Source organism: Erythrobacter colymbi (assembly GCF_002155685.1).
GTDB lineage: Bacteria > Pseudomonadota > Alphaproteobacteria > Sphingomonadales > Sphingomonadaceae > Erythrobacter > Erythrobacter colymbi.
Genome location: NZ_MUYK01000005.1, coordinates 193,202 through 210,417 on the forward strand (window position 1 = coordinate 193,202; position 17,216 = coordinate 210,417).

14 protein-coding genes are annotated in these 17,216 nt (G+C 66.9%); 11 read left to right on the top strand and 3 right to left on the bottom strand.

The features are described from left to right. Window positions 1-259 precede the first annotated feature (259 nt). The 6 genes from BZF57_RS12700 (at window position 260) to csgH (ending at window position 7,242) form a co-directional block, all read left to right on the top strand. The gene (locus BZF57_RS12700; RefSeq protein ID WP_086738488.1) at window positions 260-2,269 is read left to right on the top strand and encodes a beta strand repeat-containing protein; all 2,010 of its coding nucleotides are present in this window, start codon (window positions 260-262) and stop codon (window positions 2,267-2,269) included. A gap of 27 nt (window positions 2,270-2,296) precedes the next feature. After that, a complete protein-coding gene (locus BZF57_RS12705) occupies window positions 2,297-3,931 on the top strand; it encodes a beta strand repeat-containing protein (RefSeq protein WP_086738491.1) in 1,635 nt (544 codons plus the stop codon). Window positions 3,932-3,977: 46 nt separating this feature from the next. Beyond that, the gene (locus tag BZF57_RS12710) at window positions 3,978-5,360 is read left to right on the top strand and encodes a beta strand repeat-containing protein (protein WP_086738494.1); all 1,383 of its coding nucleotides are present in this window, start codon (window positions 3,978-3,980) and stop codon (window positions 5,358-5,360) included. Window positions 5,361-5,427: 67 nt separating this feature from the next. After that, window positions 5,428-6,087 carry a hypothetical protein gene (locus BZF57_RS12715; RefSeq protein WP_086738497.1) on the top strand — a complete coding sequence of 220 codons (660 nt, stop codon included), beginning with the start codon at window positions 5,428-5,430 and terminating at the stop codon, window positions 6,085-6,087. Window positions 6,088-6,133: 46 nt separating this feature from the next. Further along, a complete protein-coding gene (locus BZF57_RS12720; RefSeq protein ID WP_143738493.1) occupies window positions 6,134-6,862 on the top strand; it encodes a hypothetical protein in 729 nt (242 codons plus the stop codon). Then, window positions 6,859-7,242 carry a curli-like amyloid fiber formation chaperone CsgH gene (csgH, locus tag BZF57_RS12725; protein ID WP_086738503.1) on the top strand — a complete coding sequence of 128 codons (384 nt, stop codon included), beginning with the start codon at window positions 6,859-6,861 and terminating at the stop codon, window positions 7,240-7,242. The genes BZF57_RS12720 and csgH overlap by 4 nt, the downstream gene beginning before the upstream one ends. 9 nt (window positions 7,243-7,251) lie before the next feature. Here csgH and BZF57_RS12730 read toward each other — a convergent pair whose 3' ends face one another. Continuing rightward, a complete protein-coding gene (locus tag BZF57_RS12730; protein ID WP_086738506.1) occupies window positions 7,252-8,787 on the bottom strand; it encodes a hypothetical protein in 1,536 nt (511 codons plus the stop codon). A gap of 215 nt (window positions 8,788-9,002) precedes the next feature. Between BZF57_RS12730 and BZF57_RS12735 the strand changes: the two genes are divergently transcribed. Continuing rightward, entirely contained in the window at window positions 9,003-10,391 is a 1,389-nt protein-coding gene (locus tag BZF57_RS12735; RefSeq protein WP_086738509.1) for an MATE family efflux transporter, read from the top strand. Here BZF57_RS12735 and BZF57_RS12740 read toward each other — a convergent pair. After that, on the bottom strand, window positions 10,388-11,254 hold the full coding sequence (locus BZF57_RS12740) for a mechanosensitive ion channel family protein (protein WP_086738511.1): 867 nt from the start codon (window positions 11,252-11,254) through the stop codon (window positions 10,388-10,390). The genes BZF57_RS12735 and BZF57_RS12740 overlap by 4 nt on opposite strands. A 202-nt stretch (window positions 11,255-11,456) precedes the next feature. On the opposite strand from BZF57_RS12740, the gene groES reads away from it, so the two are divergent. From groES to BZF57_RS12755, 3 genes are all read left to right on the top strand, one after another. Then, complete coding sequence (gene groES / locus BZF57_RS12745; protein ID WP_066527392.1) at window positions 11,457-11,744, top strand: co-chaperone GroES; 288 nt, start codon at window positions 11,457-11,459, stop codon at window positions 11,742-11,744. A 53-nt stretch (window positions 11,745-11,797) separates the two neighbouring features. Further along, on the top strand, window positions 11,798-13,429 hold the full coding sequence (groL, locus tag BZF57_RS12750) for a chaperonin GroEL (protein WP_086738513.1): 1,632 nt from the start codon (window positions 11,798-11,800) through the stop codon (window positions 13,427-13,429). Window positions 13,430-13,736: 307 nt separating this feature from the next. Next, complete coding sequence (locus BZF57_RS12755; protein WP_162291010.1) at window positions 13,737-14,393, top strand: suppressor of fused domain protein; 657 nt, start codon at window positions 13,737-13,739, stop codon at window positions 14,391-14,393. Between the two features lie 1,068 nt (window positions 14,394-15,461). Here the strand turns inward: BZF57_RS12755 and glpX are convergent. Next, window positions 15,462-16,478: a class II fructose-bisphosphatase gene (glpX, locus tag BZF57_RS12765; protein WP_086738519.1), complete on the bottom strand. Its 1,017-nt coding sequence runs from the start codon at window positions 16,476-16,478 to the stop codon at window positions 15,462-15,464. Between the two features lie 65 nt (window positions 16,479-16,543). On the opposite strand from glpX, the gene BZF57_RS12770 reads away from it, so the two are divergent. Beyond that, entirely contained in the window at window positions 16,544-17,209 is a 666-nt protein-coding gene (locus tag BZF57_RS12770) for a hypothetical protein (RefSeq protein ID WP_143738494.1), read from the top strand. Window positions 17,210-17,216: the final 7 nt, after the last annotated feature.

Sequence of the window (17,216 nt, forward strand, 5' to 3'; positions counted from 1 at the left end):
TCTCAACGCGCCGTGGCCGATGCTCGGTATCGCCTATCGTTAAGGCTGATGCAAGAATGAAAGCCGAGCGGCCCGTAACTGACCAGCAAAACAGCCCTTTACGGGGCGGTGTGGCCACAGCCACAGGCGCCCGCGCGACGCGTTTTGCCGCCGCCGCGCTCACCGAAATTTCACCCATTCCCGCATCCCCGGCGCACGCACGCCGGCGGAGTTGGAACATGTCGCACCCAAAAAACTACGAAGCAGAAGGAAACGAGCTATGAAGAAGGCTATCAAGGCCGGGGTATCGCTGATCGCGCTATCGCTGGCTGGCGCGGCATATGCGGCCGCTCCGCCGACCGCACCCAACACCTCGACTGTGACCCAGGCGGGCTCGGGCGAGACCGCCACCATCACGCAGGGCGGCACCGGCACCAACACCTCGGACGTGACCCAGAACGGCAGCGGCAACACCGCGATCGTCGATCAGGGCAGCACCGCGGGTAATGCCAACAGCTCGACCATCCTCCAGACTGCGACAGCCAGCGAAAGCACCGCCAGCGCCAAGCAGCGCGGCGAAGGCAACCAGAGCAACATCCGTCAGGATGGCGACGAAAGCGAAGTGACGGTCGATCAGAACGGCACCGACAACACCTCGTCCGTCACCCAGAACGCGCTCGGCGCTGAAGCGACCGTGACCCAGACCGGCAATGCCAACAGCAGCACTGTCGGCCAGACCGGCGACGGTGCGCTGATCATGGTCAACCAGAGCAACAGCGAAGGCGCGATTGCCGGCAACCAGTCGACCGTCTCCCAGAGCGGCGACAACGCGTCGACCACTGTTGACCAGGACGGCCAGGGCAACATCTCGAACGTGACCCAGACCGGCGACGGTTCGCTGACCGACGTCTCGCAGACCGGGGTCAACAACAGCTCGCAGGTCACCCAAGGCGGGATCGGCGCGGATGCCTTCATCATCCAGACCGGCACCGGCAACCGTTCGACCCTGAACCAGACCGGGCTGGATTCGCGCACCGACGTGAACCAGGACGGCACCGGCAACGTGGCGACCGTGACCCAGTCGGGCCGCGCCTCGCGCACCAACATCACGCAGGACGGCACCAGCAACAATGCCGGCGTTACCCAGAGCGGCCGCAACTCGCGGACCACCATCACCCAGGACGGCACAGGCAACCTCGCCGGCGTTACCCAGAGCGGGATCGGATCGGTCAACACCATCGATCAGGACGGCACCGGTAACACCTCGAGCCTCACCCAGTCCGGCCTCAACGCCGTGGCGGTGGTCACGCAGAACGGCACGGGCAACGTTTCGAGCGCGAGCGAGACCGGTGCGGAATCGGATCTCGCCGTGACCCAGCTCGGCACCACCAACAGCTCGACCATCACCCAGAACGGGTTCGGCTCGGAAGTCGATGTCTTCCAGAACGGCACGAGTAACCAGTCGCTTGTCACTGGCACCGGTGTCGGCTCGACCGTCGACGTCCAGCAGACCGGCAACCGCAACAACAGCACGGTCGGCCAGACCGGCGCGCTGCTTGAAGGCCTCACCAATGCCACCGTGGTGCAGAACGGCGACGACAACGTCTCGACCGTCTCGCAGCTGGCGGGCGTCGCTGATGTGAACGTCAACCAGTCGGGCACCGCCAACTTCTCGGATGTGCGCGGCGTGGCCAATGCCTCGGATGCGACGATCAACCAGACCGGCACCGGCAACCGTTCGGAGCTCGACCAGAACTCCGCGCGCCTCGGCACGCTGGCGATCAACATCCCGGCGGTGGAGAACCAGAGCGCGCTGATCACCCAGAACGGCGACAGCAACACCTCGCGGGTCGACCAGTACGGCATCAACCAGGTCGTCGAAGTGACCCAGATCGGCGAGGGCAACGTCAACGGCGCGCCCGCGGGTGCCGTCGGGATCACCCAGGTCGGCCGCAACCAGACGGCGCGGCTGCGTCAGGAAGGTGACGGCAACAGCTCGGTCATCAACCAGGGCACCTCGGGCAATTTCGGCATCGTCACGGTGTCGGCGAGCAACGGCAACACCGCGCTGGTCAACCAGACCGGTGACGAGGGCCGCTCGAGCGTCACCCAGAACGGCAGCAACAACCTCGCCGAGCTGGATCAGGACGGGCTGCTGAACGAGTCCACCATTCTCCAGACCGGCACCGGCAACACCGCCGGGGTCACGCAGGGTGACGTCGGCAACATCGCCAATGTCAGCCAGACCGGCACCGGCCACAGCGCGGCGGTCTTCCAGAACCAGCCGTAAGCGACACCCGAACAAGGAAAAAACACCATGAAAAAGACAATCGCAATCGGAGCGTCGCTGATGGCTCTGGCCATCGCTTCGCCCGGATCCGCCCAGAGCGTCTCGACGCTCGACCAGACCGGTAACGGCAATGGCGCGGTGGTAAGCCAGAGCGGCAACAACACCTCCGACATCGACCAGAACGGCAACAATAACCGGGCGAGCGCCAATCAGACCGGCAACACCAACAGCTCGGTGATCGATCAGCGCACGCTCGGTGGCGGGGCCTTCGTGACCCAGAACGGTCAGGGCAACCAGTCGACCATCATCCAGGCCGACACCGCGACCCAGAACACGATCGGTCTTCCCGAAGACCCGGAATCGACCGTGATCCAGCGGGGCAACCGCAACCAATCGATGGTCAACCAGAACTCGGCGCCGTCGAGCTACAACCTGGTGGCCAACGTCTCGCAGAGCGGAAACGACAACGTCTCGAACATCGATCAGGACGCGTCCGGCCCCGGCTTCACCGGCGCGATCCGCACGGTTCTGACCCAGACCGGGCAGTCGGTCTCGAATGTCGTGCAGACGGCGATGACCCACAACTCGCGCAATCTGCTGGCGACCATCACGCAGAGCGAGTCGGTGTCGAGCGTCAACCAGCTGGCGACCGGGCAGAATTCCAATCTGCTGCAGGTCATGCTGAGCCAGTCGCGCAACTCGAACTCGATCATCAACCAGACCGCGACCGGCGAGCGTTCGGGTGATCTCATGGCCGACGTGCGCCAGACCAACGGCGCGAGCTCGACGATCAACCAGACCGCCAACGGCGTCGGGTCGGTCAATCAGGACGCGATCGTCCGGCAGAACGGGGTCAACGCCTCGTTCATCACCCAGACGTTCGACAATGCGGGAAGCAACACCTTCCTCGCCCGGCTCAACCAGGGCGGGAACGGCAACTTCTCGAACATCGTCCAGCGCGACGACGGTGCCGGCTCGGCGCTCGATCCCGACACCGGGCTGACCGCCGACGTCAACCAGACCGGGAACGACAACTCCTCGACCCTGACCCAGATCAACCGCGGTGCCTTTGCCGATATCGACCAGACCGGCAATTCGAACATCTCGAATGCGCTGCAGAGCGGGGTCGGAAACCGTCTGGTGCTGCTCCAGTCGGGCAACGCGAATACCTCGGGCATCACCCAGACCGGCACCGACAACCGGGCCGACGTGCTGCAGGCGGCGCGCGCGGGCGGTGCTTCCTCGAGCATCAACCAGAACGGCCGGGGCGATCTTGCCTATGTCGACCAGCTGGTGGGCTCCGACGGATCGACCTCGTTCATCACCCAGACGGGTGCGGGCGGGCCGGTGTCGGCCAATACCGCGGACGTGACGCAAAGCGGCCGCAACAACGGCTCGCAGGTCAACCAGGGCGGCTATGACAACGGTGCCCTCGTCAACCAGAGCGGCAGCGGCAACAGCAGCACGATCAACCAGACCGGCACGGTCGACGGGCTCGGGAACACCGCCAGCCTGACCCAGTCGGGGAACGACAACGTTTCGTCGATCCTCCAGAACGGGTCGCTGAACGCGGCAACCGTGACCCAGTCGAGCAACAGCAACCTGTCGACGGTCTCGCAGACCGGCACCGGCGGCACGGTCACCGTGACGCAGGGCTTCTGATCCTCACGCCATTTCGCAAGAAACCGATTTCACGAAGGAATTCGAGATGAAGAACACCATCCTTGCCGGCGCCTCGCTGCTGGCTTTCGCGATTGCCGCACCTGCCTTTGCGCAGGACAACCAGACCACCATCACCCAGACCGGTGTGAGCCAGGACGCCACGGCGACCCAGACGGGCACCAATGCCCAGGCCACCATCAACCAGAGCAACAACAACAACACCGCCACGGTCAACCAGGCCGGTGACGGCAACGTGACCGGGATCACCCAGACCGGCGTCAACGGCATCGCCGACGTCACCCAGGATGGCGAGGACAACCTCTCGACCATCGGCCAGGGCGGCACGGGCAACGATGCCACCACCGATCAGGACGGCACCGACAACATCTCGACGGTCAACCAGACCGGCACCGACGGGATCGCCAACGTCACCCAGTCGGGCCTGCAGAACGATTCGACCGTCACCCAGTCGGGCATCAACAACGTCGCGACCGTCAACCAGACCGCCGCCGCCGACAACTTCGGCGACCGCAACCGTCTGTCCGACGGCACCGATGGCGTGGGCGGCGATCTCGTCCGCGGCAACTTCTCGAACATCGAGCAGAGCGGGAGCGACACCACCGCCGACGTGACCCAGAACGGCGAACTGAACCGTTCGGAGATCATCCAGACCGGCGGCGATGCCGAAGCGGAAGTCTCGCAGACCGGCATCTACAACAACTCGCAGATCGACCAGACTGCGGGTGCCAGCGCCAACGTGACGCAGGGCGGGGCCTATGGCGACAACAACTCGATCATCAGCCAGACCGCCAACGGTGCCTCGGCAACCGTGACGCAGTCGGCCGACAGCACCGCGCCGACCTACTTCCCGACCAACGCCTCGCTGATCGTGCAGAACGGCGATGCGGGCGCGGTTGTCTCGCAGACCGGCCAGCAGAACGATTCGAACATTCTGCAGACCGCCACCGCGACCGGCTCGTCGGCCAGCGTCACCCAGACCAACCTGCTGGGCAGCCTGGCGGCCGATACCAACGCCTCCACGATCTCGCAGTCGGCCTCCGACAGCCTGATCGCGGTGGTGCAGAACGGTGCCGGCAACACCTCGGGTGTGCTCCAGGCCGGATCGTCCAACAGCGTGTACGTCGACCAGATCGGCGACCTCAACCAGTCGGCCGTGACCCAGAGCGCCGGCAGCAGCGGCAACACCGCCGATGTCAACCAGAGCGGGACCGACGGTTTCTCGAACATCCTGCAGGGCGGGACGAGCAACACCGCCACGCTCAACCAGGGCGGGCTGGGGAACGATTCGTTCATCACCCAGGCCGGCAGCGGCAACAACGCCACGGTCACGCAGACCAGCAACGGCAACCTGTCCAGCGTGAACCAGAACGGGATCGGCAACACCGCTTCCGTCACGCAGGGCATGTAAGCCAGTGCAGCCCCGGGCGAGCGCGACGCTCTCGCCCGGGGCGCGCTTTTGACGTAAGGACAGGCGGATGACCGCAACCGGCTCTCTCGATCTGATCCGCACCGCAGCGGCGGCGGGCCTCGTGCTCGCCGCTTCCGCTTTTGCCGCACCCGCGCTCGCACAGCAGAGCGCGCCGGAACGCGGCGTCTTCGTCACCCAGATCGGCGATGGCAGCCGCGCCGAGGTGACGCAGCAGAATGCCGACGGCCTCGCCCGCGTGGTGCAGGACGGCAACGACAACCGCGTGACCCTCAACCAGAAGGGCACCGCCCCGCACCGCGCGCAGATCGTGCAGGACGGGGACAACAATCTCGCGCGCGCAGAGCAGGACGGCGACGGCCAGACCGAGCTTGCCATCGGGCAGGACGGCAGCGGCAATTCGGCGTTGGTGTTCCAGCGCGACACCGCGGCGAGCAACCAGAGCCTCGCGGCGATCCTCCAGCGCGGCAACGACAACAGCGTTGTCCTCGTGCAGGACGGCAGCGACAATCAGGCGAGCCTCACCCAGCTGGGCAACGGCAACGCCATGACCGCCACCCAGCTCGACAGCGGCAACCGCCTGCTGTGGACCCAGAACGGCGATGGTCTCGCCGATCTCCAGATCACCCAGTCGGGCGGGGCCAATCTCCAGATCACCCAGAGCAACACCGGCGCGCAGTTCGCGCCCCCGCCGGGCTCGGGCGGATAGGACGCGCGCGGCGGTGCGGCTGTCCCTTCGCCTTGCGATGCCGGCGGTGGCGGGCCTTCTGGCGAGCGCCGCAGCCGCGCAGGACAGCGCCGAGCCCGCACCGCCCTCCAGCCGGATCGAGGCGAGCCAGATCGAACTGCCTGCCGCCGCGCCGCGCACCGGCCGCGCCTATCTCGACGAGACCGGCCGCCCCGCCCTGCCAGCCGCACCGCGCGGCAGCCTGACGGGCACCGCCTCCGACCAGATCTCGCTCGCCGCCGATCCCGCCGCGCCGACCGCGCAGATCTCGACCCATGCGCAGGGTGGCTCCGCGGTGGCGCAGCTTTCGAAGGCCGATCTCGATGCGACCCTCGCCCAGCTGTCCCCCGCCGAACGCCGCGTGCTGCTCCAGGCGATCGAGGGCACCGACATCTGCGACAACCCGCCGCGCGTCGCCGCGATCCTCGCCCTGTGCCAGACCCGGATCGAGACCCGCGCGCAGGAATTCGCCGCCCTGCCCGAACGCGTGCTGAGCGCCGAGGACAGCCTGCTGCGCGGCGATCTCGAAGCCACCACCCTGCCCAACATCACGCAGGTGATCGAGCGGCTGGCGCGCGGCGGTGCATCGAGCGGCGATCTCAGCAATCAGGCGATCGCCGCGATCGCGCTCGGCACCGCGCCTGCGACCACCGAAAAGCCCGAGGACAAGGACGGGACAGGCAAGCCCAACATGAGCGAGGAAGCCCAGTCGCTGATCAACGCGCTGATCACCAACCTCACGGGCAACGGGCCATGACGCTCGCCTTTCCTCTGGCAGGGATGCTCGCGCTGCTGGCGCCCTCGCCCTCGCCCGCTGCCGCAGCCGCCGTTCCGGAGACCCCCGCCATGACCGAAGCCCCGCACGCCCTCACCCTCGATGTCGAGGCCCGCGACGGGATGCTCGAAGTGCGCCTAACCGGCCTGTCGCCGCGCGCGCAGGCGGTGAGCTACGATCTCGAGGTGACGGGCCGCTCGACCTCGAAGCACAAGGGGCGCACCACGCTGGCCGCAGGCACGCAGGCGGTGCTCTCGACCATGCGCACGGCGGCAGGCGAGGACTGGTGCGTGAAGCTGGTGGCCGAGGAAGAGGGCCGCGCGCCCTATGCGATCACCCGCGGCACCTGCGCCGCCAGCTAGGTGCCTGGCCTAGCGCCGCGCCTGCGGGATGACGGCGGCACCGGCCCCGCGCTCGGGCACGCTGATCTGGTCCATGTGAACCTTGCGCCCGGCCTTGGGGCGGGTGTCGGTGTTGCCGATGTTGAACTCGTCATAGACCGGATCGTAGCTGATCGGCACGCCCCGCGCCTGCAACTCGGCGAGCGAGAGCCAGGCATTGCCGGCTTCCGAATTGCGGATGCGGTCGAGCTCGGCCGGGGCGATCCGGTCGGCCAGCACTTCGGCGACCGAGCCGAGCCGCACGGTGAGCCCTGCGGGGCTCTGCCGGAATTCGACCGTGCCGGCGGTCTTGCCGCCGATCCGGGTGAGCAGCTGGGCCTTGAAGTCGGGCGCGGCGACGGCGGTGGGTGCCGAGGCTGCGGGCGGCGCGGTGAGCGCGGGCGCGGGCTTGGGCACCACCACGGCGGCGGCCGTCGGCGGCGCGGGGGTCGAAGCGGGCGCGGTAACGGGCGCGCGAGCGCCGGGTGCGGCAGCGGCGGCGGCAGGCTTGGCGGCAAGCGGCGCGGGCTTCGCCGCCACCGGCGCGCTCGGAGCGGGGGTCGCAGCCGGAGCCGCAGCCGTCGGGGCGGAGCGCGCGGCGGCGATGCGGGCGGGCGTCAGCTGCTCGATCGCACCGCGACCGGCTGACGGAGGCGCGCTCAGGGCAGGCGCGACACGCGCGGCGACGGGCGTTGCCGCCGCAGCAGCAACCGGCGCGGGCGCGGCAATCGGGCTGGAAGGCGCGGGCGGCGTGACGGTCTCGGCCAGCGGAGCGGCCATCCCGGCAGGGGCGCGCAGGGCCGCCTTCTCTTCGGGCACGAAAGCCGCAAGCGCGGCATCGTCGGCAGCGCCAGACGGCGCGGATGCCAGGGCCGATGGCGCATCACCCGCCAGCGGCGCGGGCGCAGGTCCAGCGGCGGGCGTTGCGAGCGGAGCGGCGGTGTCCTGCGGCAGCGATGCCGGCGCGGCCATCTCCGGCGCGCGTCCGGCAGGCGAAGCGAGCGGGGTCGAGAGCTGCGGCACATAAGCGGTGGCAGGCGGCACCGGGGCCGCGACGGGAAGCGTCGGCGCTTCCAACGGCGCCGCAAGCGCGGGCGCGGCAAGGGTCTGTTCGGGCAGGACGCCGCGAGCCGACCGCGCAGTCAGCACCCGCGGCTTCGGCGCGCTCACGGCACGGGCAGGCCCGGTTCCGAGATCGACAATGGGGGCATAGCGCACACCCGAAAGAACCTGCTCGGTCGGCGAAAGGCGCGCCGCACCGCTCGCGCTCAGCCGCGTCTTGACCAGCCCTTGACCGGGCTTAGCGGCAGGTTCGGGCGGCTCCGACCGGCCTTCGCCCGCATCCAGATCCCCCGCTCCGACCGAAAATCCCGGCAGAACCAGCGCCGCGGCGACCAGCACCGAGCCCGGCAGCACCCGCCCCAGCCCGCCGCGCGCGGACGGCTCCGAGGGCGCGAGATCGCGCGCCCTGCCGCGCATGATGCGGCTGAGCAGCTCTTCGTTGGAAAGGTGCGGAACCTGCGTCACATGTGCCCCCAAGCACCCTGTTATCCAACGGGGGGCCGATTCGGAAAAGCAAAAATGCGTTAACGATTGTCATACCCCTGACAAATAACGGCAATCCTCCGAAAGACCGGCAGCCCGACCGGCCCCGATGCCCCCTCCCCGCATTTGCTCTTTCCCCGAATCGCGCCCGCGACTATCCGGGCCGGCTCGCCTGACCGCGGGCACGAACCGACGACATGACACAGGCGAACACACTCTCGACGCCCGGCTGGGGGCAAGAACTGCGCGCGACGCTGGCGCTCGCCGTGCCGCTCGCTGCGACGAACCTCTTGCAGATGCTGATCCACGCGGTCGACGTGTTCTTCATCGCGCGGCTGGGCGAGGAGCCGCTTGCCGCATCGAGCCTCGGGATCGCTATCTTCGGCACCACCATGTGGGCGCTGACCGGCGTGATCGGCGCCTGCGCTCCGCTGATCGCGGCCGAGCGCGGACGGCGGCTCCATTCGGTGCGCGACATCCGGCGCACGATGCGGATGGGGATGTGGGCCGCGCTGATCCTCGGCCTTGCGGGCATGGCGCTGTGTCTGGGGGGCGAGCGGCTGCTGCTCGCGAGCGGGCAGAACCCGCAAGTCGCCGCGCTGGCGGGGCGGTTCCTGTTCGTGATCGGCTTCGCGATGATCCCCATGATCCTCGCCAGCCTGTTCCGGATCTTCGTCGCCGCGCTCGGCAAACCGGGCTATGCGACCGCGATCACGCTGCTGGCGCTGGGGACGAACATCCTCGGCAACTGGGTGCTGGTCTATGGCAAGCTCGGCCTGCCCGCGCTCGGCCTGCTCGGCTCGGCGCTGTCGAGCGTGCTCACCGCGCTGGCGATGCTGGCGGCCTATGTCGTGATCATCTCGCGCGACCGCAGCTTGCGCCGCTACCGCATCTTCGGACGCTGGTGGCGGCCCGAGTGGACGCGCTTGCGCGAGATTCTGGTGATCGGCACCCCCATCGGGCTGACGGTGTTCGCCGAGGCGGGGCTGTTCAGCGGCGCGGCGCTGCTGATTGGGCGCTTCGGCGAGACCCAGCTGGCGGCGCACACGCTGGCGCTGAACCTCGCCGCGCTCGCCTTCCAGATCCCTTTCGGCACCGCGCAGGCGGCGACGATCCGCGTGGGTTTCCACCACGGCGCGGGCGACCGCGTGGCGGCGGGGCGCGCGGGGTGGGTGGCGCTCGCGATCGGGACGGGGTTCATGAGCACCACCGCGCTCGCCATGATGCTGATCCCGACGCGCCTGCTGCAGGTCTATATCGACCCCGCCGCCCCCGCCAACGCGGCGCTGGTCGGCTTTGCGCTGCAATACCTGATCTGGGCGGCGATCTTCCAGCTGGCCGACGGCGTGCAGGCCGTGGGCGCGGGGGCGCTCAGGGGCCTGCAGGACACGCAGGTGCCGATGTGGATCGCGATCTTCAGCTACTGGGTGCCCGGTTTCGGCCTCGCCATCGGGCTCGGCTTCTACACCCCGCTCGAGGGGACGGGGGTGTGGATCGGGCTCGCCACCGGACTGTTCTTCGCCGCAGCGCTGCTGCTGTGGCGCTGGTCGCGGCGTGACCGGCTGGGGCTGACGAACTACGCCTAACGCGGCGCGGCGGGCGCAGGGGCCGGGGCGGCGGCCGCGACCGGGTGCAGGCTCATCCCCATCGTATCGAGCTTCAGCTTCACCGCTTCGTTCATCGCCCAGGTCAGCGCGAGGTGATCGCCGCTGTTGCACCACGCCCGCACGCCGACGCGCACGCCCGCATCGGTGAGCCCGGCCACGAAGGCCACCGGCGCGGGCGTTTCGAGCGTGCGCGGATCGTCCTTCGCCAGCGCCAGCATCGCATCGCGCGCGGCCTTGAGATCGTCGTCATAGCCGATCGTCACCACCAGCTCGAACCGCCGCGTGGGCATGCGCGAATGGTTCACCACGGCCTTGTTCCAGAGCTCGTTGTTGGGGACCATGACATAGAGCCCGTCGATCTGGAGCATCTCGGTGGTGAACAGCCCGATCGATTGCACCGTGCCCGCGACCGTGCCGGCAGTGATGTATTCGCCGACGCGGAAAGGACGCTGGATCAGGATCATCACGCCTGCCGCGACGTTGGAGAGCGTGCCCTGAAGCGCCAGACCCACCGCCAGCGCAAGGCCGCCGAGAGCGGCGATGATGCTCGTCGTCTGCACCCCGAACTGGGTCAGCACGGTTACCCCGACCACCACCCACAGCGCATACTTGATGATGTTGCTGAGGAACTTGGCGACCGTCGGCTCGATATGCGTCGCGTTGCTCAGCGCGCGGTCGGCCCAGCGCGAGAGCAGGCGGGCGAGGATCACCCCGATCACCGTCACCGCCAGCGCGCCGGTCAGGAAGGCGAGGTTGACCTTGAGCCACAGCCACGCCTCGTGCGCGACGTTGATGTCATCGGAACGGTTGATGATCAGCGGGGTCAGCTTGTGGGAAGACATCGGGGTAGCGGGGTTCCTGTGGCAGTCAGGCGGTCAGGGGTAGCCGAGCCGTCCCCGCCTGACCACCCCGCCACGCCGGAGCAAAATTTTTTGCTTGGGTAGGGGTTGATTCATCCGGCCCCCACGACCAAATGCCGCCTCGTTGGCACTCTCGAGAGGGGAGTGCCAAGACATCTCACCAATTCAAGGAAAGGTCATCAACATGGCATTTCGTCCGCTGCACGACCGCGTGGTGGTCCGTCGCATCGAAGCCGACACCAAGACCGCCGGCGGCATCATCATCCCCGACAGCGCCCAGGAAAAGCCGAGCGAAGGCGAAGTCATCGCCGTCGGCGAAGGCAACCGCGACGACAGCGGCAACCGCATCGCGCTCGACGTCAAGGCGGGTGACCGCGTGCTGTTCGGCAAGTGGTCGGGCACCGAAGTCAAGATCAACGGCGAAGACCTGCTGATCATGAAGGAAAGCGACATCATGGGGATCGTGGGCTGAAGCCCTGACCCCTTCTTCCCTTAACCAGACAAACCAATCTCAGGAGAAACGAAATGGCTGCCAAGGACGTGAAGTTCGGCCGCGAAGCCCGTGAAGGCATTCTGCGCGGCGTCGATATCCTCGCCAACGCCGTCAAGGTGACGCTTGGTCCGAAGGGACGTAATGTCGTGATCGACAAGAGCTTCGGCGCGCCGCGCATCACCAAGGACGGTGTGAGCGTCGCCAAGGAAATCGAGCTCAAGGACAAGTACGAGAACATGGGCGCGCAGATGCTGCGCGAAGTGGCCTCGAAGGCGAACGATGCTGCCGGTGACGGCACCACCACCGCCACCGTGCTCGCCCAGGCGATCGTGACCGAAGGCATGAAGTCGGTCGCCGCCGGCATGAACCCGATGGACCTGAAGCGCGGCATCGACCTTGCGGTCACCACCGTGGTCGAGAACCTCAAGGCCCGTTCGAAGGACGTGTCGGACAGCTCGGAAATCGCGCAGGTCGGCATCATCTCGGCCAACGGCGACCGTGAAGTCGGCGAGAAGATCGCCGAAGCCATGGAAAAGGTCGGCAAGGAAGGCGTCATCACGGTTGAAGAAGCCAAGGGCCTCGAGTTCGAACTCGATGTCGTCGAAGGCATGCAGTTCGACCGCGGCTACCTCAGCCCCTACTTCATCACCAACCCCGACAAGATGACCGTGGAACTGGATAACCCCTACATCCTGATCCACGAGAAGAAGCTGTCGAACCTCCAGTCGATGCTGCCGATCCTCGAGGCTGTGGTGCAGTCGGGCCGTCCGCTGCTGATCATCGCCGAGGACATCGAAGGCGAAGCGCTCGCGACCCTCGTGGTCAACAAGCTGCGCGGCGGCCTGAAGGTTGCGGCGGTGAAGGCTCCGGGCTTCGGCGATCGTCGCAAGGCGATGCTGCAGGACATCGCGATCCTCACCAAGGGCGAGATGATCAGCGAAGACCTCGGCATCAAGCTCGAGAACGTCACCGTCGGCATGCTCGGCCAGGCCAAGAAGGTCTCGATCGACAAGGACAACACCACCATCGTCGACGGCGCCGGTTCGGCTGACGACATCAAGGCGCGCGTCGCCGAGATCCGCACCCAGATCGACAACACCACCAGCGACTATGACCGCGAGAAGCTCCAGGAGCGTCTCGCCAAGCTCGCCGGCGGCGTGGCCGTGATCAAGGTCGGCGGTGCGACCGAAGTCGAAGTGAAGGAGCGCAAGGACCGCGTCGACGACGCTCTCCACGCGACCCGCGCTGCGGTTGAAGAAGGCATCGTCCCCGGCGGCGGTACCGCGCTGCTCTACGCCACCAAGGCTCTCGAAGGCCTGAAGGGCGCGAACGAAGACCAGACCCGCGGCATCGACATCATCCGCAAGGCGATCACCGCCCCGATCAAGCAGATCGCCCAGAACGCCGGCCACGATGGCGCGGTCGTCGCGGGCAACCTGCTGCGCGAGAATGACGAGACCCAGGGCTTCAACGCCGCCACCGACACCTACGAAAACCTGGTGAAGGCCGGCGTGATCGACCCGACCAAGGTCGTGCGCACCGCGCTGCAGGACGCGGCCTCGGTCGCCGGCCTGCTGATCACCACGGAAGCGGCGATCGTCGAGCGTCCGGACGACAAGCCGGCCGCCCCCGCCATGCCCGACATGGGCGGCATGGGGTTCTAAGCCGCTAGGGCGGGCGGAGCGAGCCACGCTCGCACCGCCTCGCCCAAGGCCGGCCAGCGGGGCCGCAAGGCCCCGTCTGACGACTCCGGCTCCGCCGGAGTCGGCCCGGTCACCAACACAAGAAAGCCCCGGCGGAGCCACTCCGCCGGGGCTTTTCTTTTGGCCGCGCACAATGTCAGCTTGCGGGAGAGGGGCGAGGCGGGCTGGATGGCGGGAAGTGGGTGGTTAGGCGAATGGCTGCTATTGCTGTATTCACCTGAATACCGGATGCTTCTTAAGCCGTTCGAGGTGGCAAGGAGGCTCACTGGTGGATCTTGAGACAGTTTGGAAAATTCGAGAAGAAGAGGTCTACCCGGCTCTGTTCGGCCCTCCATGCCGAGGCATTTTTCCACTCACCCAGCAACTCTTCTCTGATCGCTTCGGTCAAAGCGATATTGATCCACGATGGTTGTTTTACGGTGTGTTTGAGTTCGCGCCGACCGCAGAGCGTCCGTATTGGCTTTATGTGACGTCGGGACATTCAAATCCTTGGGAGCAGGAGCCCGCCGATTTCGATTTAAATGGCGAGTCTGGGGCCGGGGTGGAGTTTACCTTCGCTGTATCGGAGCAAGGAGACTGGGCGATCCAAACTTTGCAGCACGTCTTGGCGTTTGATTTGCTACTCCGCGCTGGCCGCTACGTCGGAGGCGAACCCTTTTCGCTGTTTGACCGGATACCGCTGCGAGCGCCAATCAACGGTCAGCCAGACTGCCAAGTGCGAAATTTGGTGCTTGTAGAGAACGAGGGGGCACCGCAGGAATTCTCCCTGCCTTCTGGATTGGTCATCCTCGTAGGGTTCACCGGCATCACCGATACAGAACTCGCGTTCGCAAAGGCGAATGGCTCCCCCGCGTTGATCGACCGGCTACGAGAAGCAGGATATCATCCAGTAACGGATCCAAACAGGCCGCCGCTCCCAGTTTGACCGTGGTTTGGCAGCTTTCGGGTTAAGGGCGCCGACGACCTAATTTCCGCTCTGGGGTCGGTTGCAGAATGTCGGCTGCTGGCGAGAAACCCGTTGAAGCTGCCGGGCAGATATCAGGAGCGCGCATCGGCCCCGCTCATGACTGGTGATGGGTGGATTTTTGCCGTCAGGTTCTTAGGCAGTCTTGAAGCTCCGCGCAGATATCATCGAACGCATCAAAGTAGGCTCGCTCCAACTCCGCTGCTGGCAAACTGAAAGCCGCTGAGGTCCTCGCAAGTCCTAACTCGCCCGCAAGTTGCGCGGCTTCCTCCTGAAAAGGCGGGTAGAGGTTTGACGCCGTGAGCAGATCACCGGCATTCCGCATGCTGTAGTCTGCTACCCAAACGCAATGAATTAAGCGCTCGCAGGTGGTGAGGGCATTCCGACCCTGCTCGGCCTTTTTCTGGATGACGTCGTCGCCCGTATCGATGAGCCAAGTCTCGTTGTCTGATGGTATCATGCTCGCTGACCTACTCGCATTCTAGGTATTGCATGTTTGCGCTATGGCCGAAACGGGGTCGATAGCCGTATGTCTGTTTTTGACCGGAGCAAGGCTGAAGCCGCCATCCTCCCCTCTCGTCGCCACGTGCTTGACACGGGGTCAGGCTTTTCTTCCTCGCCCTTCGAAGGAAATGCAGCCAAGCCCCGCGTCCCCGACGTTCAACCTTCGGTTGTGCTTCGCAACCGCCGGGGCAGGCAAGCACGGGGCGACGAAGGGAGATTTTCCTACACGCCCGCCAGCCGCTACGTTGCGACCGGCTCTTTCCCATCGTTCTGCCCGGCCTGCGAGGCCGTTTGCCGTCAGCGGCGCACTTTCCGCCCGCGCCCCGTGTCCGTCCGCTTGGACTGGGCGGCTGTTAACCACTGTAAATTAAAGAAAAATAGCGCGTTCACAAAGCGGACACGGTGTCCGCTTTGTCCGCTTCAGCGCATCACCCGATGCGATGCTCGCCCCGGATCCACCGCGCGTTCTAGCTTTTGGTGCGGAGGACCCTCGCGCCAGGGGCACCGGCAGCGGGTATCAGCGCATCACCCGATGCGATGCTCGCCCCGGATCCACCGAACCGTGCCCGACGATGCCCGCATCACCACGCTTTCGGTGGTCAGGATCGTCTCGCCGGTGGGCTTGCGGCGGCGCTTCACGCCGCTGAGCAGCGAGCCGTCGGTCACGCCGGTCGCGGCGAAGATGCAGTCGCCGCTGGCGAGGTCTTCGAGCTTGTAGATGCGGTTGAGGTCGGTGATGCCCCACTTGCGCGCGCGGGCCTTTTCGTCCTCGTTGCGGAACACGAGGCGGCCGTTGAACTGCCCGCCGACGCAGCGCAGCGCTGCGGCCGCGAGCACGCCCTCGGGGGCGCCGCCCTGGCCCATGTACATGTCGATCGTGGTTTCCTCGTCGGTCACCGCGATCACCCCGGCGACGTCGCCGTCACCGATCAGCACCACGCCGCAGCCCAGTGCGCGCAGCTCGGCGATGAGGTCCGCATGGCGCGGACGGTCGAGCACGCAGACGTTGATGTCCGAGGGCTTGACGCCCTTGGCATTGGCCACGGCGCAGACGTTCTCGGTCGCGCTCTTGGCGAGATCGATGATGCCTTCGGGATAGCCCGGGCCGACCGCGAGCTTGTCCATATAGGTGTCGGGCGCGTTGAGCAGGCAGCCCTTCTCGGCCGCCGCCAACACCGCGAGCGCGTTGGGACCGGCCTTGGCGGTGATGGTGGTGCCTTCGAGCGGATCCAATGCGATGTCGATCTGCGGGCCCTTCCCCATGCCGACCTTCTCGCCGATGAAGAGCATCGGGGCCTCGTCCCGCTCGCCCTCGCCGATCACCACGGTGCCGTCGATATAGAGGTTGTCGAAGGCGCGGCGCATGGCTTCGACCGCCGCAGCATCGGCGGCCTTCTCGTCGCCGCGTCCGACCAGCTGGGCCGCCGCGATGGCTGCCGCTTCGGTGACGCGCACCATTTCGAGCACCAGCACGCGCTGGATAGCGTTCTCGGCCGCAGCTTGTGCGGCGTCCTGAAGGTCGGTATCGGTGGCGGAGTTCATGTGCAATTCAGCCCTTCTTCGCTCTGGTTGCGACCCAACCAAGTATCACCCTGGCGCTTAAGCGGATGGAGACGGGTTTGTCGAGCAAAGCAAGGCCTGGCCTGTCGGGTTTTCGCATCACCCTGTCGGCACTGGCGCTGGGATGCGCGGCTGTCTCGGCCGCCCCTCTGGCCGCGCAGGATGACACGGGTGCGACAGCGCCGCCGCCTGCCGATGCGCCTCCGCCCGCTCCGCCCCCTTCCGCGACCGCGCCCGAAGGCGGCGTGCCCCCGCGCATCAACCTGATGGTCACCCGCCCGCGCGACGAACCGAGCCAGGCGGACTTGCGCGAATGCCGCGATGACGAGGAAGCCGCCGCGATCAACGGCGAGATCGTGGTGTGCCGGGTGCGCGGCAATGACGGCACCGGCCTCACCGGCAACCGCGAGGAAACGCAGAAGCGTTACGCGCAGGAGACCATGCTGAAGGGAGCCCCGCGCGCGCCGGAGGCTTTCGGAATCCCCGACAACGGCAAGGGCATCGGCTTCGGCAAGCCCCCGCCGGTGGCGATCTCGGTCGATTTCGAAGCCCTGCCCGCTGCGCCCGCCGGTTCCGATGCAGACCGTATCGCGCGCGGCCTGCCGCCGCTCGACCGTGACGGTGAGCTGTCGGAGGAAGAGGAAAGGGCGCGGCGCGAGGCGGCGGGGATCCGGACCACCGTTCCGCCGCGACCGAAGAAGAAGGGCGGGTAAAGGGAGG

Coding starts and splice junctions, on each gene's coding strand:
- BZF57_RS12700 (WP_086738488.1), top strand. CDS start 260: ATGAAGAAGGCTATCAAGGCCGGGGTATCGCTGATCGCGCTATCGCTG.
- BZF57_RS12705 (WP_086738491.1), top strand. CDS start 2,297: ATGAAAAAGACAATCGCAATCGGAGCGTCGCTGATGGCTCTGGCCATC.
- BZF57_RS12710 (WP_086738494.1), top strand. CDS start 3,978: ATGAAGAACACCATCCTTGCCGGCGCCTCGCTGCTGGCTTTCGCGATT.
- BZF57_RS12715 (WP_086738497.1), top strand. CDS start 5,428: ATGACCGCAACCGGCTCTCTCGATCTGATCCGCACCGCAGCGGCGGCG.
- csgH (WP_086738503.1), top strand. CDS start 6,859: ATGACGCTCGCCTTTCCTCTGGCAGGGATGCTCGCGCTGCTGGCGCCC.
- BZF57_RS12735 (WP_086738509.1), top strand. CDS start 9,003: ATGACACAGGCGAACACACTCTCGACGCCCGGCTGGGGGCAAGAACTG.
- BZF57_RS12740 (WP_086738511.1), bottom strand. CDS start 11,254: ATGTCTTCCCACAAGCTGACCCCGCTGATCATCAACCGTTCCGATGAC.
- groES (WP_066527392.1), top strand. CDS start 11,457: ATGGCATTTCGTCCGCTGCACGACCGCGTGGTGGTCCGTCGCATCGAA.
- groL (WP_086738513.1), top strand. CDS start 11,798: ATGGCTGCCAAGGACGTGAAGTTCGGCCGCGAAGCCCGTGAAGGCATT.
- glpX (WP_086738519.1), bottom strand. CDS start 16,478: ATGAACTCCGCCACCGATACCGACCTTCAGGACGCCGCACAAGCTGCG.
- BZF57_RS12770 (WP_143738494.1), top strand. CDS start 16,544: ATGGAGACGGGTTTGTCGAGCAAAGCAAGGCCTGGCCTGTCGGGTTTT.